Annotated in this window: 20 protein-coding genes; 14 read left to right on the top strand and 6 right to left on the bottom strand. The window is 59.4% G+C overall.

From position 1 onward, the window contains the following. Nucleotides 1-102 precede the first annotated feature (102 nt). Complete coding sequence (locus tag BLU63_RS28990; protein WP_083376882.1) at nucleotides 103-1314, bottom strand: site-specific integrase; 1212 nt, start codon at nucleotides 1312-1314, stop codon at nucleotides 103-105. Nucleotides 1315-1434: 120 nt separating this feature from the next. Here BLU63_RS28990 and dnaQ point away from each other — a divergent pair, with 120 nt between their 5' ends. The 3 genes from dnaQ to BLU63_RS28975 all read left to right on the top strand — a co-directional run bounded on the left by dnaQ (nucleotide 1435) and on the right by BLU63_RS28975 (nucleotide 5299). Beyond that, on the top strand, nucleotides 1435-2211 hold the full coding sequence (gene dnaQ, locus BLU63_RS28985; RefSeq protein WP_083376881.1) for a DNA polymerase III subunit epsilon: 777 nt from the start codon (nucleotides 1435-1437) through the stop codon (nucleotides 2209-2211). Nucleotides 2212-2414: 203 nt separating this feature from the next. Then, nucleotides 2415-4670 carry an Orn/Lys/Arg family decarboxylase gene (locus BLU63_RS28980; RefSeq protein WP_010459804.1) on the top strand — a complete coding sequence of 752 codons (2256 nt, stop codon included), beginning with the start codon at nucleotides 2415-2417 and terminating at the stop codon, nucleotides 4668-4670. Nucleotides 4671-4684: 14 nt separating this feature from the next. After that, on the top strand, nucleotides 4685-5299 hold the full coding sequence (locus BLU63_RS28975; protein ID WP_010459805.1) for a GNAT family N-acetyltransferase: 615 nt from the start codon (nucleotides 4685-4687) through the stop codon (nucleotides 5297-5299). Here the strand turns inward: BLU63_RS28975 and BLU63_RS28970 are convergent. Beyond that, nucleotides 5265-6158 carry a LysR substrate-binding domain-containing protein gene (locus BLU63_RS28970; RefSeq protein ID WP_010459807.1) on the bottom strand — a complete coding sequence of 298 codons (894 nt, stop codon included), beginning with the start codon at nucleotides 6156-6158 and terminating at the stop codon, nucleotides 5265-5267. The two genes, BLU63_RS28975 and BLU63_RS28970, sit on opposite strands and share 35 nt — an antisense overlap. A gap of 88 nt (nucleotides 6159-6246) precedes the next feature. Then, on the bottom strand, nucleotides 6247-6507 hold the full coding sequence (locus BLU63_RS28965; protein ID WP_010459809.1) for a hypothetical protein: 261 nt from the start codon (nucleotides 6505-6507) through the stop codon (nucleotides 6247-6249). Nucleotides 6508-6682: 175 nt separating this feature from the next. Between BLU63_RS28965 and BLU63_RS28960 the strand changes: the two genes are divergently transcribed. Together BLU63_RS28960 and BLU63_RS28955 are read left to right on the top strand one after the other, a co-directional pair. Beyond that, a complete protein-coding gene (locus BLU63_RS28960; protein WP_083376880.1) occupies nucleotides 6683-7243 on the top strand; it encodes an NADPH-dependent FMN reductase in 561 nt (186 codons plus the stop codon). A gap of 112 nt (nucleotides 7244-7355) precedes the next feature. Further along, nucleotides 7356-8639 (top strand): arsenic transporter, encoded by a 1284-nt coding sequence (locus tag BLU63_RS28955; RefSeq protein ID WP_010459813.1) that lies wholly within the window; start codon nucleotides 7356-7358, stop codon nucleotides 8637-8639. 131 nt (nucleotides 8640-8770) lie between these two features. Here the strand turns inward: BLU63_RS28955 and BLU63_RS28950 are convergent, their stop codons facing one another. After that, complete coding sequence (locus BLU63_RS28950; RefSeq protein WP_077749647.1) at nucleotides 8771-9721, bottom strand: DUF1853 family protein; 951 nt, start codon at nucleotides 9719-9721, stop codon at nucleotides 8771-8773. Between the two features lie 107 nt (nucleotides 9722-9828). On the opposite strand from BLU63_RS28950, the gene BLU63_RS28945 reads away from it, so the two are divergent. The 8 genes from BLU63_RS28945 to BLU63_RS28910 all read left to right on the top strand — a co-directional run bounded on the left by BLU63_RS28945 (nucleotide 9829) and on the right by BLU63_RS28910 (nucleotide 20207). Continuing rightward, nucleotides 9829-10719 carry an NAD(+) kinase gene (locus BLU63_RS28945; protein WP_010459816.1) on the top strand — a complete coding sequence of 297 codons (891 nt, stop codon included), beginning with the start codon at nucleotides 9829-9831 and terminating at the stop codon, nucleotides 10717-10719. Beyond that, complete coding sequence (locus tag BLU63_RS28940) at nucleotides 10716-11690, top strand: metallophosphoesterase (protein ID WP_370654424.1); 975 nt, start codon at nucleotides 10716-10718, stop codon at nucleotides 11688-11690. Before BLU63_RS28945 ends, BLU63_RS28940 begins: the two co-directional genes overlap by 4 nt. Beyond that, nucleotides 11687-12556 carry a rhomboid family intramembrane serine protease gene (locus tag BLU63_RS28935; RefSeq protein WP_077749648.1) on the top strand — a complete coding sequence of 290 codons (870 nt, stop codon included), beginning with the start codon at nucleotides 11687-11689 and terminating at the stop codon, nucleotides 12554-12556. Before BLU63_RS28940 ends, BLU63_RS28935 begins: the two co-directional genes overlap by 4 nt. 30 nt (nucleotides 12557-12586) lie before the next feature. Then, on the top strand, nucleotides 12587-12847 hold the full coding sequence (locus tag BLU63_RS28930) for a YeaC family protein (protein WP_010459822.1): 261 nt from the start codon (nucleotides 12587-12589) through the stop codon (nucleotides 12845-12847). Further along, nucleotides 12844-13674, top strand: coding sequence for a DUF2797 domain-containing protein (locus BLU63_RS28925; protein ID WP_042932108.1), 831 nt, complete (start codon nucleotides 12844-12846; stop codon nucleotides 13672-13674). The genes BLU63_RS28930 and BLU63_RS28925 overlap by 4 nt, the downstream gene beginning before the upstream one ends. 10 nt (nucleotides 13675-13684) lie before the next feature. Further along, entirely contained in the window at nucleotides 13685-16342 is a 2658-nt protein-coding gene (pepN, locus tag BLU63_RS28920) for an aminopeptidase N (protein ID WP_083376879.1), read from the top strand. A 384-nt stretch (nucleotides 16343-16726) separates the two neighbouring features. Then, complete coding sequence (locus tag BLU63_RS28915; RefSeq protein WP_083376878.1) at nucleotides 16727-17794, top strand: WD40/YVTN/BNR-like repeat-containing protein; 1068 nt, start codon at nucleotides 16727-16729, stop codon at nucleotides 17792-17794. Between the two features lie 28 nt (nucleotides 17795-17822). Beyond that, complete coding sequence (locus BLU63_RS28910) at nucleotides 17823-20207, top strand: efflux RND transporter permease subunit (protein WP_042932105.1); 2385 nt, start codon at nucleotides 17823-17825, stop codon at nucleotides 20205-20207. A 113-nt stretch (nucleotides 20208-20320) separates the two neighbouring features. Here BLU63_RS28910 and BLU63_RS28905 read toward each other — a convergent pair whose 3' ends face one another. Continuing rightward, nucleotides 20321-21040: a FadR/GntR family transcriptional regulator gene (locus tag BLU63_RS28905; RefSeq protein ID WP_010459832.1), complete on the bottom strand. Its 720-nt coding sequence runs from the start codon at nucleotides 21038-21040 to the stop codon at nucleotides 20321-20323. Between the two features lie 188 nt (nucleotides 21041-21228). Further along, nucleotides 21229-22965 carry an IlvD/Edd family dehydratase gene (locus BLU63_RS28900; RefSeq protein WP_010459835.1) on the bottom strand — a complete coding sequence of 579 codons (1737 nt, stop codon included), beginning with the start codon at nucleotides 22963-22965 and terminating at the stop codon, nucleotides 21229-21231. 193 nt (nucleotides 22966-23158) lie between these two features. On the opposite strand from BLU63_RS28900, the gene BLU63_RS28895 reads away from it, so the two are divergent. After that, nucleotides 23159-24481 (top strand): MFS transporter, encoded by a 1323-nt coding sequence (locus BLU63_RS28895; protein WP_083376877.1) that lies wholly within the window; start codon nucleotides 23159-23161, stop codon nucleotides 24479-24481. Nucleotides 24482-24581 lie beyond the last annotated feature (100 nt).

The following is a 24581-nucleotide window of genomic DNA, read 5'->3' as shown; positions in this document are numbered from 1 at the left end:
CCCCATCCCAATAAAACGCTCCGCACTGAGCGCTGGGGCGCGTAGTACGGTTGAGATCGAGGTCAAATAATGGGGGGTGTGCTGGCAAAGATATTTTTCCATTCATTGTAAAATCCTTGCAGTGTCGGAAGCAATTTTGCGGCCAATTACATGTGATTTTTCTTCAATATGGCGGCGGTTGTAACGTGTTGACATGTGTGAGCCTGGTACCCAACCCATTAGTTGTTCTCTCAGGGTTCTTTCTTCTTCAAAAGACATACCTTCTCTATCTGCGTGCTTTGAAAATCGATAATTCCAGTCGTGCCGTAGTAGGTGGGGGTGAAGGGGTTTTAGTGCTCCAAACATCTGCTTGAGATTAGTAAGTCCTGTACTGAATGCCGTCTTGGGTAGTGCTTGACCTTGGCTGCGTCCTCCGCGATGGACTATAAAAATAAAGGTCTCCTCAGAAAATCCGACATGCGGTACTTCAGCCCGCCAATTGTCTCGATAGTTAATCAGCTGTTCTTCTAAGTTTTCCGATATCGGAACTCTACGCCCCTGAGTTTTGGCGACTGGCTGATGCAGTCGAGCGTCAAATTCATCATGGTGGTTGCGCTCGATGTCCAAGTAGGCGCTATCGATGCCACTGGCTTCGATTAAGTGCTTAAGTTTTAGGCTTAGCAGCTCACCGAATCGCATTCCGGTTTCGTAAAGAACTCGTAGCATCAAAATGTTGCGTAATCTGTGGCCAAAATTTTGTGCTTGTCGAACGCCCTCAAAGGGCTGATCAAACAGGTCCAACAGCCTGCTACGAGTTTCGTTAGGCAGGCTCAAACTTACGATACGCTGCTCGCGTGCAGCTTTTGATCCGACTTTGCGCTTCTTTTTTTCCAAAAGCATTGTGTTTTGCGCCTCAACAGCATCTCTGACTTCGTGCGTATTTGAGTCTGTTATTACCTCATGGGTGAGCCATCGGATGTATCCTGCAGCGTATACAACATAAGTGTTGTACTTTGCGTTGCTGATGACACTAGCCTTGCTGGTCAACTTACTTGCACGCAGACAATTTGTAAGGTCATCAATCTCAGCAGCGCTAAGAAACTTACGGCTATGAAAGCGTTTGGCTAGGTCGATGTATCTGCTGGTTTCCCACTCACAGACTCTCTTGATTGCTGCAAGGTAGACCTTTTGGGTTTCGTGCGTAGTGGATGGCCTGATTGAGCGGGCGATGAAAGCTGTCGGATAAAACAAGGGGAAGCCAGAGGCATTAGCTTCATAGAGTTGAGAGAACCGTTCGCCATCTCTTGCAACAAAGGTCTTGAGCGTATAGTTCATATTTACATCTCTGCGTAGTGGAAGAGAATGTCGATTGCTGTTTACACCTGCTCCTCAGCACTTGAGGCGTTTTTCTGACGCTATGTTAAGATTTGCCTGTTATTCAGAGGCGGTGATGCGATGACGATTTACAAAAGTGTAGCTAACAGGATGGTAGTACTCGATACCGAAACCACCGGCATGCCGGTGACCGACGGCCACCGGATTATCGAAATCGGTTGTGTCGAGTTGATCGGTCGGCGCCTGACGGGCCGGCATTTCCACGTTTACCTGCAACCGGATCGCGAGAGTGACGAAGGCGCCATCGGCGTCCACGGCATTACCAACGAATTCCTGGTGGGCAAACCGCGGTTCACTGAAGTGGCCGATGAGTTTTTCGAATTCATCAAAGGCGCGCAGCTGATCATCCATAACGCGGCGTTCGACGTTGGCTTCATCAACAACGAATTCGCCCTGATGGGCCAGCACGACCGTGCGGATATCACGCAACACTGCTCGATCCTCGACACCCTGATGATGGCCCGGGAACGTCACCCGGGGCAGCGCAACAGCCTCGATGCGTTGTGCAAACGTTATGGTGTCGACAACTCTGGCCGTGAACTTCACGGCGCCTTGCTCGACTCCGAGATCCTCGCCGACGTTTACCTGACCATGACCGGCGGCCAGACCAGCCTGTCACTGGCCGGTAATGCGTCCGACGGCAACGGTTCCGGCGAAGGCGCTGACAACTCCGCCACCGAAATCCGCCGCTTGCCGGCCGACCGCCAGCCGACCCGGATCATCCCCGCCAGCGAAGATGACCTGGCCCGGCACGTGGTACGCCTGGAAGCCATCGCCAAGTCCGCCGGCGCCCCGTCGCTGTGGCAGCAGTTGGTCGAGGCCAAGGCGCAGGCTTGAGGCGAATTAGATGTAACAGGGCTTTTGTGGCGAGAGCGCTTCCTTGCCACAAGTAGTCCTGCTGAATGTTGGAGAGTTGATGGCCACATGATGGTGCACTCATTGACCCGCTTCAGGGCATCGTCGCTCGCCACATCCGCTTCAACCCTCTACCCTGAGCATATTGGCAGGCCACGGTCTGCAGCCTCAGGACACTGAGCCTCATGTATAAAGATTTGAAATTCCCGGTCTTGATCGTGCATCGCGACATCAAGGCCGACACCGTCGCCGGTGATCGCGTGCGTGGCATCGCCCGGGAACTGGAGCAGGAAGGCTTCAGCATCGTTTCGGCGGTGGACTACACCGAAGGGCGGCTGGTCGCTTCGACCCATCACGGCCTTTCCTGCATGTTGATCGCCGCCGAAGACGCCAGCGCCCACTCTCATTTGTTACACAATATGGCCGAGCTGATCGGCCTGGCGCGAGTGCGGGCGCCGGACTTGCCGATCTTTGCGCTGGGCGAACAGGTCACGCTGGAAAACGCCCCGGCCGATGCCATGGCCGAACTCAATCAACTGCGCGGCATTCTCTATCTGTTCGAAGACACCGTGCCCTTTCTGGCGCGGCAAGTGGCCCGGGCGGCCCGTAAATACCTGGATGGTTTGCTTCCGCCGTTTTTCAAGGCGCTGGTGCAACACACCGCCGATTCCAACTATTCCTGGCACACACCCGGCCATGGCGGTGGCGTGGCGTATCACAAGAGCCCGGTGGGGCAGGCGTTTCACCAGTTTTTCGGGGAAAACACCCTGCGTTCGGACTTGTCGGTGTCGGTGCCGGAACTGGGTTCCTTGCTCGATCACACCGGCCCGCTCGCTGAAGCGGAAGCCAGGGCGGCGCGCAATTTCGGCGCCGATCACACCTTTTTCGTGATCAATGGCACCTCGACTGCCAACAAGATCGTCTGGCATTCGATGGTCGCTCGCGATGACCTGGTGCTGGTGGACCGCAACTGCCACAAGTCTGTACTGCACTCGATCATCATGACCGGCGCGATTCCGTTGTACCTGTGCCCGGAACGCAATGAGCTGGGGATCATCGGACCGATTCCGCTGAGCGAGTTCAGCCGCGAATCGATTCAGGCAAAGATCGACGCCAGCCCGCTGACCCAGGGGCGTGAGCTCAAGGTCAAGTTGGCCGTGGTGACCAATTCGACCTACGATGGCCTTTGCTACAACGCCGAACTGATCAAGCAGAGCCTGGGCAACAGCGTCGAGGTCCTGCATTTCGACGAGGCCTGGTACGCCTACGCGGCGTTCCACGAGTTTTTCGCCGGTCGTTATGGCATGGGCACGTCCCGTAGCGAAGACAGCCCGCTGGTATTCACCACGCATTCCACACACAAACTGTTGGCCGCGTTCAGCCAGGCCTCGATGATTCATGTCCAGGACGGAGGTGCGCGGCAACTGGATCGCGATCGCTTCAATGAAGCGTTCATGATGCACATCTCGACGTCGCCGCAGTACAGCATCATCGCTTCGCTGGACGTGGCATCGGCGATGATGGAAGGCCCGGCCGGGCGTTCGCTGTTGCAGGAGATGTTCGACGAAGCCCTGAGTTTTCGCCGGGCGCTGGCCAATCTGCGCCAGCACATCGCTGCGGACGACTGGTGGTTTTCCATCTGGCAGCCACCGTCGGTGGAAGGCATCGAGCGCGTGGTCACCGAAGACTGGCTGCTGCAACCCGACGCGGACTGGCATGGCTTTGGTGGGGTGACTGACGATTACGTGTTGCTTGATCCGATCAAAGTCACCTTGGTGATGCCTGGCCTGACGGCGGGCGGTGCGCTGAGCGAACGCGGGATTCCGGCGGCCGTGGTCAGCAAGTTCCTTTGGGAGCGCGGGCTGGTGGTCGAGAAGACCGGCCTCTATTCATTCCTGGTGCTGTTCTCGATGGGCATCACCAAGGGCAAATGGAGCACGTTGCTGACCGAATTGTTGGAGTTCAAGCGCAGTTACGACGCCAATGTCAGTCTGGCGACGTGCCTGCCATGCGTGGCGCAACAGAACGTCGCGCGTTATCAGGGCATGGGTTTGCGGGATCTGTGCGATCAACTGCACGCCTGTTATCGCAGCAATGCCACGGCCAAACACCTCAAGCGCATGTACACCGTGTTGCCGGAAATCGCCATGAAGCCGGCTGACGCCTATGATCATTTGGTGCGGGGAGAGGTGGAGGCAGTGTCGATTGATGCCCTGGAAGGGCGAATTGCCGCGGTGATGCTGGTGCCGTACCCACCCGGCATCCCGCTGATCATGCCGGGGGAGCGGTTCACCGAGTCGACCCGGTCGATCATTGATTACCTGTCGTTTGCTCGCACGTTTGACAGCAGCTTCCCCGGGTTTGTCGTTGATGTGCACGGACTGCAACACGAAGACGAGGGCAATGGACGGCATTACACCGTCGATTGCATCAAGGAATGAGGACCTTTCCCAGCATGCAGCCGATCATGAATCCCAAATACCCAGGCCTCTCGGTGCGTGTCGCCGATGAGGGGTTTGCGCCCTATATCTGGGGCAGCGATTTCAGTTTTGAAGTCGCGGCCTATGGTGCAGCTGAAATCGGCAAACCGGTGGAGCAGTGGCGGGTCACGCCGATCACCCCTTATCGAAAGTGCTACGGGATTGATCCCGAGGAGTTCAGCAGTTTTCGCGATGCCGCCGACAGTGCGGTGTTCATGGCCTATCTCGATGACGAGCCCGTCGGTCATCTGGTGGTCAGCACCAACTGGAACGGCTTTGCCCATATCGACGAGTTGGCCGTGCATGCGCCAGCGCGCCGTCACGGTGTGGCCAAGGCGTTGCTGGATGTGGCGCAGTTCTGGAGTCGCAAGAAGAAGTTGCCGGGCATCATGCTCGAAACCCAGAACAACAATCTGGGCGCCTGTCGACTCTATGAGCGCTGTGGTTTCGTGATAGGCGGGATCGATCATCTGCGTTATCGCGGCATCGACCCGAACACCGCCGAAGTCGCGCTGTTCTGGTATCGCCTGTTCGATAATCCGCTGGAAAACCCGCTCAGCTCGACAACATCGCCACGGCTTGTTCCGTGAGGATGTCCAGCAGCACCTGAACGGCGGGCATGGGCTCGCCGTTCTTCAAGGTCAGGGCATAGAGGCTGATCGGCACCGCAGGCGCCAAGGGGCAGGCATCCAGGCCGCTCGACTTGGCCCCAAGGGCGGTGAAGGGGTCGACAATCGCCAGGCCTTCGCCGGCCTCGACCATGCTGCGCATCATCTGATGGGTCTGCACCCGCGTCTGGATGACCGGGGCAGGGCGCAAGGCATGCAATTTGTTATCGAGCGCCGGGCTTAGCGGATCATGACCTTCCAGGCCAACCATCGACTGGCCGGCCAGGTCCTGCAACGAAATGTACTTCTGTTTCGGTTGCAGCCAGCCATGGGGCGCCAACAGCTGGAGCTTGCCTTGGGCAATCACTTGGCAATAAATGTCGGCGTGGTCGGGATCGTGCAGGCTCAGCCCCAGATCGCTTTCACGCAGCAGCAGGCTTCTGACGATCTCGCGGGTGGGTTGGCTCAGCAGGGTGCAAGCCGCATCGGGAAGGCGTCGGCGCAGGGCGGCGATGCTGTGGGGCAATAACTGCTGGGCCAGCGGCGGGGTGCATATGATGCGCAGCGGGTGCGCCTGATACTGCTTGAGGCTGCTGGCCAGGCGCTGGACCGGTTCAAGCGCGTCATACACGCGGGCGATTTCAACCTGCAGCTCCCGCGCCTCGCGCGTCGCCTGCAAACGTCCACGCACGCTGGAAAACAGCATGAATCCCAACTGATCCTCGGCATCGCGCAAAATGCCTTCGACCTCGGCCACCGGCAACTGCAGCCATTCGGCGGCGGTGCCCAGATGACCGGTCTGCAAGAGCGCGTGGATCACTTCGATATGACGTAAACGCATGCGTGAAGTCCATGTTCAGCAGGTGAGGGAGTCAGTGACTGAATCCTAACTCAAGTGCGCGCATATGACTTCTGCTCATAACGCGGGGTTATGAGGCGGTGGTGATTTCCGGTCGGATGCCGACGTAAGTGTCGGGTTCGCGAACGATGGTGACATCCGACTGAATCAGCAGAAACTGGTTGTCATCGAGCTTCTTGACGCGATCGCCAATGGCCAGCTTATAGGTGGTGACAGGCTTCGTGTCGCCGAGGCCGTCTGCCGACGGGGTGGATTCCTGGAACTCATGCACGGAATAAACGCGGCCTTCCGCGTCTCTTGCATGGAACTGATCGACGAGTACTGCTGCCATCTGCTTAGAACCTCTGGAGATAAATCACTCAATTTGCGGTTCTGTAGACCGTGGTTAAGCGAAGTAAGTTTTCCTACAGGAAAAAAATAGTCAGGGGCGGTGAATTCAACAGCCCACTGGGTGAATCGTCATCTATAACTACAAGTCTTTCCCATCGAACAGTCGAGAGTCTTCAATGAGCAACGTCTACACGATCGCTGTACTGGTCGGCAGCTTGAGAAAGGAATCAATCAACCGCAAGGTTGCGCTCGCCCTGGCCGACCTGGCGCCTGCCAATCTCAAGCTCACCATCGTCGAAATCGGCGATCTGCCGCTCTACAACGAAGACATTGACGGGACTTCACCGCCGGCAGCCTACAGCACTTTCCGACAACAAGTGAGTTCATCCGACGCAGTGCTGTTCGTCACCCCTGAATACAACCGCTCGGTGCCGGCACCGCTGAAGAATGCGATTGACGTGGGATCGCGTCCCTATGGCAAGAGCGCCTGGAGCGGCAAGCCAGGGGCGGTGATCAGCGTTTCGCCGGGGGCTGTCGGTGGGTTTGGGGCCAACCATCACTTGCGTCAGTCAATGGTGTTTCTGGACGTGCCGTGCATGCAGCAGCCGGAAGCCTATCTGGGGGGCGCAGGTTCGGCGTTCGATGAGTCGGGCAAATTGTCCGAATCGGTGAGGCCGTTCTTGCAGAATTTCATCAATGCGTATGGCAAATGGGTCGAGCAGCATAAGAAAGAGTGACCTGAACGCAACACATCCCCTGTAGCAGCTGCCAGGTTGTTCAGTCTTTGCTTTACTGCATATTCGGAATTCCATATATTCACGCCTCGTTTTTCCAGAGGCGTTTACCCGCATGCTTATAGCGTCGCTGATTTTCCTGCTGACCATCACCCTGGTGATCTGGCAACCCAAAGGCCTGGGGGTTGGCTGGAGTGCGACATTCGGCGCCGTGCTGGCGCTGATTTTCGGGGTGGTGCACCTGGCTGATATCCCGATTGTGTGGCAGATCATCTGGAACGCCACCGGCACCTTCGTGGCGCTGATCATCATCAGTCTGTTGCTGGATGAGGCGGGATTCTTTGCCTGGGCAGCCTTGCATGTGGCCCGGTGGGGAAAGGGCAGCGGGCGCAAACTCTTCGCTTATATGGTGCTGCTCGGGGCGCTGGTGTCGGCGTTGTTCGCCAATGACGGTGCGGCGCTGATTCTCACGCCTATCGTGATTTCCATGCTGCTGGCGCTGCGCTTTTCCCCGGCGGCGACGTTGGCATTCGTGATGGGCGCCGGGTTCATCGCCGATACCGCGAGCCTGCCGTTGGTGGTGTCGAACCTGGTGAACATCGTTTCGGCGGACTACTTCGATATCACCTTCAACCGCTATGCGGCGGTGATGATTCCGGTCAACTTCGTGAGCGTCGCCGCCACGCTGGCGATGTTGATGTGGTTTTTTCGTCGTGACATCCCCAAGGCTTACGACCCCGAGCAACTGGAACATCCGTCGACGGCGATCCATGACAAGGCGACGTTTTATGCCGGTTGGGCAGTGCTGGCCATCCTGTTGATCGGCTGCTTCGCCCTTGAGCCGCTGGGCATTCCGATCAGCGCCATTTCCGCTGTCTGTGCCGCGTTGCTGCTGGCCATCGCCGCCCGTGGCCACAAGATCTCCACGCGCAAGGTGATGAAAGAAGCGCCATGGCAGATCGTGATTTTCTCGTTGGGCATGTACCTGGTGGTCTATGGCCTGCGCAATGCCGGGCTCACCGGGTATCTGGCGGGGTGGCTGGACGGGTTCGCGCAGTACGGCGTTTGGGGCGCGGCGATGGGCACGGGCGTGCTGACGGCGCTGTTGTCGTCGATGATGAACAACTTGCCGACGGTGTTGATTGGTTTGCTGTCGATCGATGCCAGCCAGGCCACGGGAGTGGTGAAGGAAGCGATGATTTATGCCAACGTCATTGGCAGCGACCTGGGGCCGAAAATCACGCCGATTGGCAGTCTGGCGACGCTGTTGTGGTTGCATGTGCTGCAACGCAAGAACATTCAGATCGGCTGGGGGTACTACTTCAAGGTCGGGGTGGTGTTGACGGTGCCGGTGTTGTTGGTGACGTTGGCGGCTTTGGCTTTGCGGTTATCCATTTAGAACGGGGGTGGCTTCTTCGCGGGCAAGCCTCGCTCCTACAGGATTTATGACGAATGCAAATTCAGCGAACGATACAAAACCTGTAGGAGCGAGGCTTGCCCGCGAAGAGGCCAACCCAGGCACTACAAATCTCAACCACTGCCCGGCACGTTCGGCCAAAGATCCGCCACCAGAAACAACCGTTCCGCTTCCTCCCAATCCCCATCCGCGTTCTCGATCAGGCGCACCATCAACTGCGCCGGGGCCAATGGCTCCAGGTCACTGAGCCATGCGTCCAGCTGCCCGGTGTTCCAGGTCTGTTCCGCCGGGTAATGCGCCGGCGCCAGCCACGCATGGCGGGGCAGGGGTTGCCAGCGGCCGAACGGGCGCTGCACGACAAAGTCCGCCCAGTCTTTCTGATGCAGCCAGCTGCCGCGCAGATGCTGTGGATGGGCACCGTGGGGGGGCTCGGCTTGTCCTGGCCACGGATACAGCAGATAACCGCCCAGCCACAGATGCGCGCTGAACTGCTGAATATCCAGCGCCGCCAGCACCTCGCGACTCTCGGGGCGGGCGGAAATCGGCAGTTGGTGTTGCGTCAGATGCGCCAGTTTGCGGTCCAGTCGATCATGACAGCCTGGTCCGAGCCACTGCGCCGTGTCCTGTCCGTCACCATTCTGCGGCCCCAGATACAGCTTGATCGCCAGTTCCAGATGATGCACGCCGTCGCGATCGCGCAACAGCATGTCCAGCTCGCCCAAGGTGTGGCCTTCGCGGCGGATCGGCATGTTGGCGGCAATCAACTCGATACCCGGCGCATGGCGCACGGCGTATTGCCACAAGCGTTCGTAGTACAGGCCCAGTCGCCGGGTCCTGGCCTGCGCCAGCCAGTGCAGCAAGTCGTAACTGTCACGGTCGAGTTGCTTCAGCCAGCGTTCCAGCTGCTCAGGTGCCTGCACCCAGTCGCTGCCGGCCAGCGGATGGCGTTGCGGCCACGGAGTGGTGTCGAGCATCGGCGGCGCGAGGATGACCCAGGCAAGGTCGCGCACTTCGGGGTGGCGCAACTGGTGGGGTAACTGGAGCAAATCGGGAAATAGGATCATCTTGCGAGCATAGCCCTAAACATGAGTACACCCTTGTGGCTGAAAGGATTTTGTCTATCCCGCGCTTTCGCCCATAATCGTGTTTTTCACCGTCGCGCAGGAACCCCATGGAGCAATTTCGTAATATCGGCATCATCGGTCGCCTGGGCAGTTCGCAGGTGCTGGATACCGTCCGCCGACTGAAACGGTTTCTGCTTGATCGTCACCTGCACGTGATTCTCGAAGACACCATCGCCGAAGTCCTGCCCGGTCATGGCCTGCAAACCTCGTCTCGCAAGATGCTCGGCGAAGTCTGTGACATGGTGATTGTGGTCGGCGGTGACGGCAGCCTGCTTGGCGCCGCGCGTGCCTTGGCTCGACACAATATTCCGGTGCTCGGCATCAACCGGGGCAGCCTCGGTTTCCTGACCGACATTCGCCCGGATGAACTGGAAGTCAAAGTCGCCGAAGTGCTCGACGGCCATTACCTGGTGGAAAACCGCTTCCTGCTGCAAGCCGAAGTCCGGCGCCATGCCGAGGCCATCGGCCAGGGCGATGCGCTGAACGACGTGGTCCTGCACCCGGGCAAATCGACGCGGATGATCGAATTCGAGTTGTACATCGACGGCCAGTTCGTCTGCAGCCAGAAGGCCGACGGCCTGATCGTCGCAACGCCCACCGGTTCGACCGCCTATGCGCTGTCGGCGGGCGGGCCGATCATGCACCCCAAGCTCGACGCTATTGTGATTGTGCCGATGTACCCCCATACCTTGTCGGGCAGGCCAATTGTGGTCGATGGCAACAGTGAGCTGAAAATCGTCGTGTCCAAAGATATGCAGATTTACCCGCAAGTCTCCTGTGACGGGCAGAACCATTTCACCTGCGCGCCGGGCGACACCATCACCATCAGCAAAAAAGCCCAGAAACTGCGGCTGATCCACCCGCTCGACCACAACTACTATGAGGTCTGCCGGACCAAGCTTGGCTGGGGCAGCCGGTTGGGTGGTGGAGGCGACTGATGCTCGATCCCGCGCGTAGCTACGACCTGATCGGTGACGTGCACGGTTGCGCTCTGACCCTTGAGCACTTGCTCGACCGGCTCGGTTATCACAAACAAGGTGGCGTCTGGCGGCATCCATCGCGCATGGCGGTGTTCGTCGGCGACATCATCGACCGCGGCCCGCGGATTCGCGAGGCGCTGCATATCGTCCACGACATGGTCGAGGCCGGTCAGGCGCTGTGCATCATGGGCAACCATGAATTCAACGCCCTCGGCTGGGCCACGCCGGCGCCGCCAGGCAGCGGCAAGCAGTTCGTGCGCGAACACACGCCACGCCATGCGCGCCTGCTCGGTGAAACCCTGACGCAATTTGAACATCACCCCGGCGACTGGCATGACTTCCAGCAATGGTTTTACGAACTGCCATTGTTTGTGGATGCCGGGCGTTTCCGCGTGGTGCACGCCTGCTGGGATGCCGGCCTGATCGAGCCGCTGCGCGCGCTGTTCCCCGATGGCTGCGTCGACGAACATTTCCTCCAGGCCTCGGCCGTGCCGGGCAGTTTCGCCTGCACCGTGTTCGATCGTTTGCTGCGCGGGACCGACATGCGCCTGCCCCACGGGCTGACCATGACCAGCGGCGATGGCCTGACGCGATCGTTCTTCCGCACCAAATTCTGGGAAGACGACCCGCAAACCTACGGAGACATTGTGTTCCAGCCCGACGCCTTGCCCGAACCCGTGGCCCAGACGCCCCTGTCGTCCACCGAAAAAAATACCTTGCTGCGTTACGGCGTCGATGAGCCGCTGTTGTTCGTTGGCCATTACTGGCGCAGCGGCAAACCGGCGCCGATCCGTCCGAACCTGGCCTGCCTGGATTACAGCGCGGTGCTCTACGGCAAACTGGTCGCCTATCGCCTGGATCAGGAAACCCGCCTCGACCCGCACAAGTTTGTCTGGGTCGATGTCGAGCGGCCGGAGGTGTTGCGATGACTACCGTTGCTGTTTTACGCCTGCCGCTGGCCGTGGATTTGAGCGGGTTCGTCAAACTGCTGCAACGCATGCAGGTGCCGCATCGGGTCAGCGAAGAGTCCGGTGAACAGGTGCTGTGGGTGCCGGCCAATATCAGCGAAGACGTCCGTTCCTTATATGAACGTTTCCCGGCGGGCGACCCTGATCAGCAGCTGGACATTCCGGTCGCGCAAACCACCAGGCGGCCTGGTTTCGTCGAGCAGCTGCGTCATGCCAAGGCAACCGGCTTGGTGTTGCTGCTGAGCCTGATCGTCGGTGCGGTGACGCTGCTGGGGGAAAACCTCGACACGCTGCGTTGGCTGACCTTCCTCGATTTTCGTATCGTTGGCGAGTACATCCATTTTGTGCCCTTGGCCGACAGCCTGGCGGCGGGGCAGTGGTGGCGTCTGGTGACGCCGATGCTGATCCACTTCGGCATCCTGCACCTGGCCATGAACGGCATGTGGTACTGGGAGCTGGGGCGGCGCATCGAGTCGCGTCAGGGCAGCATCAACCTGATCGGCTTGACCTTGCTTTTCAGCCTGGTGTCGAACTACGCCCAGTTTGTTTTCAGTGGCCCGACCCTGTTCGGCGGGTTGTCCGGGGTGCTTTACGGCCTGCTCGGGCATTGCTGGATTTTCCAGATATTGTCGCCGAACCCGGCATATCGCCTGCCGCGCGGCGTGCTGGTGATGATGCTGGTGTGGCTGGTGCTGTGCCTGTCGGGCCTGGTCTCGATGATCGGTTTCGGTGAAATCGCCAACGCAGCCCATGTCAGCGGGTTGCTCGTCGGATGCTTGACCGGTTTGTTGGGCGGTTTGTACAACCGCCGTAAACTGGCCGTCTAATCAGTTATGTATTAAAGAGCGGAGCCCTTGATGTCCTCTTTTAACGAAATGATTCAAAACATCACCCCCGATATCTACCAGAGCCTGAAGCTGGCGGTGGAGATCGGCAAATGGTCCGACGGTGGCAAACTCACCGCCGAACAACGTGAATTGTCGCTGCAAGCGATGATCGCCTGGGAAATCCAGAACCTGCCCGAGGAAGAGCGTACCGGCTACATGGGCCCGCAGGAATGCAGCTCGAAGTCGATCAGCGTGCCGAACATCCTGTTCAAATCGGATGCCATCCATTGATTGAGATTGGCCGTGGTGCAATCAGCAAAATGTCGGCGCGCCTTGACGGGCCGAACGTGCAGTACGCGTTTCGTCTGGATGACGTCGAGGTGCCGGTCAATCCCTTGATCGGCAGCACGGTGCGTCTGGAATATCTGGGGGCGATTCATTGCACCCATTGCGGGCGCAAGACCAAAACCAGTTTCAGCCAGGGGTATTGCTACCCATGCATGACCAAACTGGCGCAGTGCGACCTCTGCATCATGAGCCCGGAGCGTTGCCACTACGACGCTGGCACCTGCCGTGAGCCGGAGTGGGGCGAGAAGTTCTGCATGACCGATCACATTGTGTATCTGTCGAATTCGTCCGGGGTGAAAGTCGGGATTACCCGCGCCACCCAGCTGCCGACTCGCTGGATCGACCAGGGCGCCCGTCAGGCGTTGCCGATCATGCGCGTTTCGACCCGCCAGCAATCGGGGTTTGTCGAGGACCTGTTCCGCAGTCAGGTGGCGGACAAGACCAACTGGCGTGCTTTACTCAAGGGCGACGCGGTGTCGGTGAACCTGGCCGAGGTTCGCGATCAGTTGTTCGACAGCTGCGCCGAAGGGTTGCAAGGTTTGCAGGAACGATTCGGCCTACAAGCAATCCAGACCATTGCCGACGTAGAAACCCTCGAAATCCGCTATCCGGTCGAGCAATACCCGGCCAAAATCGTCAGCTTCAACCTGGACAAGAATCCGATTGCCGAAGGCACGTTGTTGGGGATCAAGGGCCAATACCTGATTTTCGACACCGGCGTCATCAATATTCGTAAATACACGGCTTATCAGCTCGCCGTGCATCAGTAAGGACTCCAGCATGCGCACCGAACAACCGAAGATGATCTATTTGAAAGACTATCAGGCGCCCGAGTACCTGATCGACGAGACGCACCTGACCTTCGAGTTGTTCGAGGACCACAGCCTGGTCCATGCGCAACTGGTGATGCGCCGCAATCCCGAGCGCGGCCCGGGCCTGCCGCCGCTGGTGCTGGACGGCCAGCAACTCGAGCTGCTGTCGGTCACCGTGGCTGACCGCGAGCTGAGCGACGCTGATTATCAGCTGACGGAAAACCACCTGACCCTGCACCCGACCAGCACCACCTTCACGGTCGATACCAGCGTCAAGATCCACCCGGAAACCAACACCGCCCTGGAAGGTTTGTACAAATCCGGCACGATGTTCTGCACCCAGTGCGAGGCCGAAGGCTTCCGCAAGATCACCTATTACCTCGACCGCCCGGACGTGATGAGCACGTTCACCACCACGGTCATTGCCGAGCAGCATAGCTATCCGGTATTGCTGTCCAACGGCAATCCGATTGCCTCCGGTCCCGGCGAAGACGGCCGGCACTGGGCGACCTGGGAAGACCCGTTCAAGAAACCGGCGTACCTGTTCGCACTGGTGGCCGGTGACTTGTGGTGCGTCGAAGACAGCTTCACCACCATGAGCGAACGCTCGGTGGCGCTGCGCATTTATGTCGAGCCGGAAAACATCGACAAGTGCCAGCACGCGATGAACAGCCTCAAGAAGTCGATGCGCTGGGACGAAGAGGTCTACGGTCGCGAGTACGATCTGGACATCTTCATGATCGTCGCGGTCAACGACTTCAACATGGGCGCCATGGAGAACAAGGGCCTCAACATCTTCAACTCCAGCGCCGTACTGGCCCGCGCCGAAACCGCCACCGATGCCGCGCACCAGCGTGTCGAAGCGATCGTCGCGCACGAATACTTCCACAACTGGTCGGGCAACCGCGTGACCTGCCGCGACTGGTTCCAGTTGTCGCTCAAGGAAGGCTTCACCGTGTTCCGTGATTCGGGCTTCTCCGCCGACATGAACTCGGCCACCGTGAAACGCATCCAGGACGTGGCTTACCTGCGTACTCACCAGTTTGCTGAAGACGCAGGTCCCATGGCTCACGCCGTGCGCCCGGACAGCTTCATCGAGATTTCCAATTTCTATACCCTGACCGTTTACGAAAAGGGTTCGGAAGTGGTCGGCATGATCCACACCTTGCTCGGCGCCGAAGGCTTCCGCAAAGGCAGCGACCTGTATTTCGAACGCCATGACGGCCAGGCCGTGACCTGCGACGACTTCATCAAAGCCATGGAAGATGCCAACGGTGTCGACCTGACCCAGTTCAAGCGCTGGTACAGCCAGGCCGGTACCCCGCGTCTGGCGGTGAGCGAGTCCTACGACGCCGCCGCGAAAACCTACAGCCTGACTTTCCGCCAAAGCTACCCGGCGACCCCGGACAAGGTGGAAAAACTGCCGTTCGTGATTCCTGTGGAATTGGGCCTGCTTGACTCGAAAGGGGCGGCCATTGCATTGCGTCTTTCCGGTGAAGACCGCACCCAAGGCGCTTCGCGGGTGATTTCGGTGACCGAAGCGGAGCAGACCTTCACCTTCGTCGACATCGCTGAACAGCCGCTGCCTTCATTACTGCGCGGCTTCTCGGCGCCGGTGAAACTGAGCTTCCCGTACAACCGCGATCAACTGATGTTCCTGATGCAGCACGACAGCGACGGTTTCAACCGCTGGGATGCCGGTCAGCAATTGTCGGTTCAGGTGCTGCAAGAGCTGATCACTCAGCAGCAGAAGGGCGAAGCACTGGTGCTGGATCAACGTCTGGTTTCTGCTCTGCGCACCGTGCTGTCCGACGAGACGCTGGACCAGGCGATGGTTGCGGAAATGCTCTCGCTGCCGGGTGAGGCGTATCTGACCGAAATCAGCGACGTGGCTGACGTCGACGCCATCCATATCGCTCGCGAGTTTGCCCGCAAGCAATTGGCTGAAGGTTTGTTCGAGGCGCTGTGGTTGCGTTATCAGGCCAACCGCGATCTGTCGAAGAAAACCCCGTATGTGGCCGAGGCCGAGCATTTCGCCCGTCGTGCCTTGCAGAACATCGCGCTGTCGTACCTGATGCTCAGCGGCAAGCCGGAAGTGTTGGCGGCGACGCTGGAACAATTCGAGACCAGCGACAACATGACCGAACGCCTGACCGCGCTGGCGGTGTTGGTCAATTCGCCGTTTGAAGAGCAGAAGGCCTTGGCGCTGGCGAGTTTTGCCGAGCACTTCAAGGACAATCCGCTGGTCATGGATCAGTGGTTCAGTGTCCAGGCGGGCAGCACGTTGCCCGGTGGTCTGGAGCGCGTTTGTCAGTTGATGGAGCACCCGGCGTTCAACATCAAGAACCCGAACAAGGTGCGGGCGCTGGTCGGTGCGTTTGCCGGGCAGAACCTGATCAACTTCCATGCGGCGGACGGTTCCGGGTATCGCTTCCTGGCGGATCTGGTGATCGAGTTGAATGGCTTCAACCCGCAGATCGCTTCCCGCCAGTTGGCGCCGCTGACTCGCTGGCGCAAATACGACGACGCCCGTCAGGCGTTGATGAAAGGCGAGCTGGAGCGGATTCGTGCTTCGGGTCAGCTGTCCAGCGATGTGTTTGAAGTGGTCAGCAAAAGCCTGGCTTGATCCCTGTTCCGCGGAGTACCTGATCATTCCCACGCTCTGCGTGGGAATGCATCCCGTGAAGCTCCGCGCACAGCCTCTACAGCGGACGCAGAGCGTCCATCGCGGCTTTCCCACGCAGAGTGGGAACGATCTTCACGATCTTGCTTAACATCACCCCTCCGAATGCCTCCCCATTCATCCGCACCCGCTATCGCTCCAGTTAACAAAACATAACGTGGCGTCGATTGTCAGACCTTTCCAAACCCCGATAGGATAAGCCAGCTTCCGAAGGGGCTCTAGATTGCGCATTTCAGGACTATGCTCCAGAACAGGCAATCCCGATGAGCACCCCTTACGGCGCCCTGAAAGGTTGAACGACCTAACAATAATAATGGGGGAAGGTCTATGAGTGAGCCTGTCATGGGTGTGGGTATCTGCCGCCCGCCGGCATTACGCAAGTTCGCGTTGCTGGCCACAGCGCTCTCGCTGTTGGGTTGTGCCGTGCTGTCGGCACCTGCGGTGGCCGCTGCGGCGCCAGCGTCCGACACTGTTTACGCCGTTGAATCTGCCAAAGCCAGCAAGAGCCTGATGCTCGACGTCGTGCACGTCGGCAAGCGCCTGGTGGCTGTGGGTGATCGCGGGCATATTCTGTATTCCGATGACCAGGGTGCAACCTGGACCCAGGCCAAAGTGCCGACCCGGCAATTATTGACGTCGGTGTTTTTCGCCGATGACCAACACGGCTGGGCCGTCGGCCATGACGCTCAGATCCTCGCCAGCGAGGACGGTGGCGCCACCTGGACCAAGCAATTCGAAGATTTGAAACGCGAATCGCCGCTGCTCGACGTCTGGTTCCAGGACGTCAACAGCGGCTTTGCCGTGGGCGCCTACGGTGCGTTGCTGGCCACCACCGACGGTGGCAAGCACTGGGAAGATGCCAGTGATCGCCTCGACAACGAAGACCAGTACCACCTCAACGGCATTGCGGCGGTCAAGGATGCCGGGCTGTTCATCGTCGGGGAGCAGGGCAGCATGTTCCGCTCCGCCGACTGGGGCCAGACCTGGGAGAAGCTTGAAGGACCATACGAAGGTTCGCTGTTCGGCGTGATCGGCACCGCTCAGGCCAACACACTGCTGGCCTACGGATTGCGGGGCAATCTGTTCCGCTCGACCGATTTCGGCACGACCTGGGAACCGGTCGAACTCAAGGCTGCTCGCGGTGCGCTGGAGTTCGGTCTGTCCGGCGCAACGCTGCTCGACGACGGCTCCATTGTCATCGTCGGCAACGGCGGCTCGGTGATCCGCAGCAACGATAACGGTGAAACCTTCAGCGTGTTCAACCGCCCGGATCGCATTTCCGTTTCGGCGGTGACCGCAGCAGGCAACGGCAATCTGATTCTGGCAGGACAGGGTGGCGTTCGCGTCACCACGCCAACCGGCGCAGAGAATGGCAAAAACGGGTCGTCCAAATGAGCCGGGCAAATAATAAGAAGGCGGGTCTATGACATCCTTGAGCAGTCATCACCAAGACAAGGCGACGTTTCTGGAACGCCTGATTTTCAACAACCGCCCGGCAGTGATCGTCATCTGCCTGCTGGTCAGCATCTTCCTGTTCTGGCAGGCGACGCTGATCCGGCCGTCCACCAGTTTCGAAAAAATGATCCCCCTGGATCATCCCTTCATTCAAAAGATGATGGAGCACCGCAACGATCTGGCGAACCTGGGCAACACGGTGCGCATTTCCGTGGAAGCCACCGACGGTGACATATTCTCCAAGGAATACATGGAGACCCTGCGTCAGATCAACGACGAAGTGTTCTACATTTCCGGCGTCGACCGTTCCGGCCTCAAGTCGCTGTGGAGCCCGAGCGTGCGCTGGACCGAGGTGACGGAGGAGGGCTTTGCCGGTGGCGAAGTGATCCCGCAGAGCTATAACGGCTCCCAGCAAAGCCTCGACCTGCTTCGCAACAACGTGCTCAAGTCCGGTCAGGTCGGGCGCCTGGTGGCCAACGACTTCAAGTCGAGCATCGTCGACATCCCGCTGCTGGAGTCCTACCCGGACCCGCAGGATCAGGGCAAGTTGCTGGCGCTGGACTACCGCAAGTTCTCCCACGAGTTGGAAGAAAAGATCCGCGACAAGTTTGAAGCGCAGAACCCTAACGTGCAGATCCACATCGTCGGTTTCGCCAAGAAAGTCGGCGACCTGATCGATGGCCTGGTCATGGTGGTGATGTTCTTCGGCGTCGCCTTCGTCATCACCCTGATCCTGCTGTACTGGTTCACCAACTGCATGCGCAGCACCGTGGCGGTGTTGAGTACGACGCTGGTGGCGGTGGTCTGGCAGTTGGGGTTGATGCACTTCTTCGGTTTCGGGCTTGATCCGTATTCGATGCTGGTGCCGTTCCTGATCTTCGCCATCGGTATTTCCCACGGCGTACAGAAGATCAACGGGATCGCCTTGCAGTCCAGCGAAGCCGACAACGCCTTGACCGCCGCACGCCGCACGTTCCGCCAGTTGTTCCTGCCAGGGATGATCGCGATCCTTGCGGACGCGGTGGGCTTTATCACGCTGTTGATCATCGACATCGGTGTGATTCGTGAACTGGCCATCGGTGCCTCCATCGGTGTCGCGGTGATCGTGTTCACCAACCTGATCCTGCTGCCGGTCGCCATCTCCTACGTCGGCATCAGCAAGCGCGCTGTCGAACGCAGCAAGAAAGACGCGCACCGCGAACACCCGTTCTGGCGCCTGCTGTCGAGCTTTGCCAGCCCGAAAGTCGCACCGGTGTCGATCGTCCTGGCCTTGCTGGCCTTCGGCGGTGGCCTCTGGTACAGCCAGAACCTGAAAATCGGCGACCTCGACCAGGGTGCCCCGGAACTGCGGCCGGACTCGCGTTACAACAAGGACAACAACTTCATCATCAGCAACTACTCGACCAGCTCCGACGTATTGGTGGTGATGGTCAAGACCAAGTCCGAAGGTTGCTCGCGCTACGAAGCCATGGCGCCGATCGACGAACTGATGTGGAAGATGCAGAACACCGAGGGCGTGCAGTCGGCGATCTCCCTGGTGACCGTGTCCAAGCAGATGATCAAGGGCATGAACGAGGGCAACCTGAAATGGGAAACCCTGTCGCGTAACCCGGACGTACTGAACAACTCCATTGCCCGTGCCGATGGCTTGTACAACAACAGTTGTTCCCTGGCGCCGGTGCTGGTGTTCCTCAACGACCACAAGGCCGCCACCCTGGATCGCGCCGTGCATGCGGTGCAGGACTTCGCCAAGGAAAACAACAAGGACGGCCTGGAGTTCATCCTCGCGGCGGGTAACGCCGGTATCGAGGCGGCGACCAACGAGGTGATCAAGGAATCCGAGCTGACCATCCTGATCCTCGTTTACATCTGCGTCGCGACCATGTGCATGATCACCTTCCGTTCCTGGGCGGCGACCTTGTGCATCGTGCTGCCGCTTGTGCTGACCTCGGTACTCGGCAACGCCCTGATGGCCTTCATGGGCATCGGCGTGAAAGTCGCGACCCTGCCGGTCGTTGCGCTGGGGGTGGGGATTGGCGTGGACTACGGCATCTACATCTATAGCCGCCTGGAAAGCTTCCTGCGTGCAGGCCTGCCGTTGCAAGAAGCCTACTACCAGACGCTCAAGTCCACTGGTAAAGCCGTGCTGTTCACCGGCCTGTGCCTGGCGATCGGTGTGTGCACCTGGATCTTCTCGGCCATCAAGTTTCAGGCCGACATGGGCCTGATGCTGACCTTCATGCTGCTCTGGAACATGTTCGGCGCGCTTTGGCTGCTGCCGGCGCTGGCTCGCTTCCTGATCAAACCGGAGAAACTGGCGGGGCAGAAGGGCAATTCGTTGTTCGCTCACTGATCCCTGGCTGAAATAGAAAAGCCGCAACCTGGGTTGCGGCTTTTTTTCATCTTGGGATTAACACAACCCTTTGCAGGAGCCGGCTTGCTGGCTCCTAAAAAGGACCGCGTTGGTTATGAGGGATCAGTGCCGAGCACGACGTTCAGCGCACTGCGCGCATCGTCGAGCTGAACGAGGGTCGCATGCCGCGCACCCAGCGCATCGCGGTTCTCGATCGCCGTCAGGATCGCCTTGTGTCGGGGCAGCGCCAGTTCATGCAGGTTCGGCCGCTGGTTGGAATGTTTCAGCGCTTCAGCAATCGCCACCGACAGCATGTTGCACAGGTTGGCCAGCAGATCGTTGTGGGTCGCATCGGCGATGCGGCTGTGAAAATCCAGGTCCGGCTGCAACAGCGCTTCCGGCGTCGGTGCGGCTTCCATGCGCTGGTAGGCTTCACCGATGGAGGCGATGTCTGCGTCGGTCGCGAACTGCGCGGCGAGGGCGGCGGCAGCGGGTTCGATGATGCTGCGCACGCTGGTCAGCAACTCGAAAAATTCATTCTGCGGGCTGCTTTGCATCAGCCAGTGCAGCACATCCGGATCGAGCATGTGCCATTCCTTGCGCTGCTTGACCACGGTGCCGACCCGCGGACGGGAATACACCAGGCCTTTGGCAACCAGCACGCGGGTGGCTTCGCGCAGCACCGGGCGGCTGACCGCGTACTCCTCGCACAGCAGGGCTTCGGCGGGCAGTTTGTCGCACGGTTTGAAGCGCCCGGAAACGATCTGCATGCCCAATTCCTGGACGATGCGCGAGTGCATGCTTTTGCGGTCGGAGGGTTTGCGGTAATCCATGGGGAACGGCGCGATCCTGTGCGATGGAGATGCCGCGCATGATAGCAGGCGCGGACCCGGTCCTGAATCAGATGAAGAGCCAATGTGGGAGTGAGCCTGCACGCGATAGCGGTCGCTCAGTCAACATCAATGTTGAATGTTCGACCGCTATCGCGAGCAGGCTCGCTCCTACAGGGGGATTGATGTGATCAGTGAGAGTGGCGCGGGACTTCGGAACCGCGGCAGCCAACCAGGAAGTCGAAATCGCAGCCCTGATCCGCTTGCAGCACATGGTCGATGTACAGCTGACGATAACCGCCCACGATCAGATTTTGCGGCGGTTGCAGATCCGCCATGCGCGCCGCCAGTTCAGCATCCGGGATGTCCAGGTGCAAACGCCCGTTGGCGCAATCCAGTTCGATCCAGTCGCCTTCCTTCACCGTCGCCAGAGGTCCGCCGGCCGCTGCTTCCGGGGCCACGTGCAAAACCACGGTGCCATACGCCGTGCCGCTCATGCGTGCGTCGGAAATGCGCACCATGTCCGTCACGCCCTGGGCCAGCAGCTTGGCCGGCAAGCCCATGTTGCCGACTTCGGCCATGCCCGGATAACCCTTCGGCCCGCAGTTCTTCATCACCAGAATCGAGTTGGCATCGACGTCAAGGTCCGGATCGTTGATCCGCGCCTTGTACATGTCGAAATTCTCGAACACCACCGCACGCCCGCGATGCTGCATCAATTCGGCACTGGCCGCGGATGGCTTGAGCACTGCACCGAGGGGCGCGAGGTTACCGCGCAATACGCAAATGCCGCCGTCGGCGCGGATCGGGTTGTCGAGGGTGCGGATCACTTCGTCCTGGCCATAGATCGGCGCGTCCTTGGTGTTCTCGCCCAGGGTTTTGCCGTTGACGGTCAAGGCGTTCGGGTTGGGGATCAGGTTGGCTTCACCGAGGCGACGCAATACCGCTGGCAGGCCGCCGGCGTAGTAGAACTCTTCCATCAGGAAGCGCCCGGACGGTTGCAGGTCGACGATGGTCGGCATGCCGCGACCGATGCGGGTCCAGTCATCCAGGTCCAGCTCGACGCCGATACGACCGGCGATGGCTTTCAAGTGGATCACGGCGTTGGTCGAGCCACCGATGGCGGCGTTCACGCGGATGGCGTTTTCGAAGGCTTCCTTGGTCAGGATCTTCGACAGCCGCAGATCTTCACGGACCATCTCCACCGCGCGCATGCCGGACATGTGCGCCAACACATAACGCCGCGCATCCACCGCGGGAATCGCCGCGTTGTGGGGCAGGGACGTGCCCAGTGCTTCGGCCATGCAGGCCATGGTCGACGCCGTGCCCATGGTGTTGCAGGTGCCGGCCGAACGGGACATGCCGCCCTCGGCCGCGAGGAAATCGTCAATCGTGATGGTGCCGGCTTTGACTTGCTCGCTGAGCTGCCAGACCACGGTGCCGGAGCCAATGTCCTGGCCTTTGTGCTTGCCGTTGAGCATCGGCCCGCCGGTAACGACGATGGCCGGCACGTCGCAACTGGCCGCGCCCATCAGCAGCGCCGGGGTGGTTTTGTCGCAACCGGTCAGCAGGACCACGCCATCAATCGGGTTGCCACGGATCGCTTCTTCAACGTCCATGCTTGCCAGGTTGCGGGTGAGCATGGCGGTAGGGCGCAGGTTCGATTCGCCATTGGAGAACACCGGGAATTCCACCGGAAAACCACCGGCCTCGATCACCCCGCGTTTGACATGCTCCGCGATCTGGCGGAAATGCGCGTTGCACGGGGTCAGTTCCGACCAGGTGTTGCAGATGCCGATGATCGGCTTGCCGTGGAACTGGTGGTCGGCGATGCCCTGATTTTTCATCCAGCTGCGGTACATGAAGCCGTTCTTGTCAGCGGTGCCAAACCATTGGGCGGAGCGCAGGTTGGGTTTTTTATCGGACATGATCGATTCTCTTATTGTATGACTATATTGTTCGAGCTAAGGCGTAACATAAGCGCAATTTCGCCGGTTTGGAAGTGTTGTTGGTTAATTAGTAATACTATATAGTCGCTTTCAACGGAGGGATTGCCCTGGCGGTTTTCAGCGAGAGGCGTCCCCCGAGGTTCTATAACAACAACAATCGGAGACCGATCTCATGAGCCAGGAACTGCGGCTTATTCGTCGCATTACGCTGAAACTGATTCCCTTCCTGATCCTGCTGTACCTGATCGCCTATGTGGATCGCTCCGCCGTAGGTTTCGCCAAGCTGCACATGGGCGCCGACATTGGCCTGGGTGACGCAGCCTATGGCCTCGGTGCAGGGTTGTTCTTCATTGGCTACTTCCTGCTGGAAATCCCCAGCAACCTGATGCTCGACCGCTTCGGTGCCCGACGCTGGTTCGCTCGAATCATGGTCACCTGGGGCGCCATCACCATCGGCATGGCGTTCGTCCAAGGGCCGCACAGCTTCTATGTCATGCGCTTTCTGCTCGGCGCGGCCGAAGCCGGGTTCTTCCCGGGCGTTCTCTACTACATCACCCAATGGTTCCCGGTTCGTCATCGCGGCAAGATCCTTGGCCTGTTCATTCTTTCCCAGCCCATCGCGATGATGATCACCGGCCCGGTGTCCGGCGGTTTGCTTGGCATGGACGGCGTCCTTGGTCTGCACGGGTGGCAGTGGCTGTTCATCGTCATCGGCACCCCGGCGATCCTGCTGACCTGGCCGGTACTGCGTTACCTGCCTGACGGGCCCCAGCAAGTGAAATGGATGGATCAGGCCGAGAAAGACTGGCTGACCGGCGAGCTGAAAAAGGACCTGGAGGCCTACGGCCAGACCCGTCATGGCAATCCGCTGCATGCCCTGAAAGACAAGCGCGTGTTGCTGCTGGCACTGTTTTATCTGCCGGTGACCTTGAGCATTTATGGCCTGGGCCTGTGGCTGCCGACCTTGATCAAACAGTTTGGTGGTACGGACCTGGTGACCGGTTTCGTGTCATCGGTGCCCTACATCTTCGGGATCATCGGGCTGCTGATCATTCCGCGCAGTTCCGACCGCCTGAATGATCGTTACGGTCACCTCGCCGTGCTTTACGTGCTGGGCGCCATCGGGCTGTTCCTCAGCGCCTGGCTGACGGTGCCGGTGCTGCAACTTGCGGCGTTGTGCCTGGTGGCGTTTGCGCTGTTTTCCTGCACCGCAGTGTTCTGGACCTTGCCCGGTCGTTTCTTCGCCGGCGCCAGTGCCGCGGCCGGGATCGCGTTGATCAACTCGGTGGGCAACTTGGGCGGCTACATTGGCCCGTTCGTGATCGGTGCACTGAAGGAGTACACCGGCAACCTGGCGTCGGGGCTGTACTTCCTGTCGGGGGTGATGGTGTTCGGGCTGGTGTTGACCGGCGTGGTCTATCGGTTACTGGAGCGCAAGCATGTGCTGGCGGCCGACCAGTTCGCGGCCAGTGCTCGCGGCGCGACTCGCACCTGAGAGATCACACAAATCCTCTGTGGGAGCGAGCCTGCTCGCGAAGGCGGAGTGTCAGTCGGTAATGATTTTGGATTTGACGGCCTCATCGCGAGCAGGCTCG

It is taken from the genome of Pseudomonas mandelii (genome assembly GCF_900106065.1).
Lineage (GTDB): Bacteria > Pseudomonadota > Gammaproteobacteria > Pseudomonadales > Pseudomonadaceae > Aquipseudomonas > Aquipseudomonas mandelii.
This window is presented reverse-complemented; position numbering and strand designations above follow the sequence as displayed.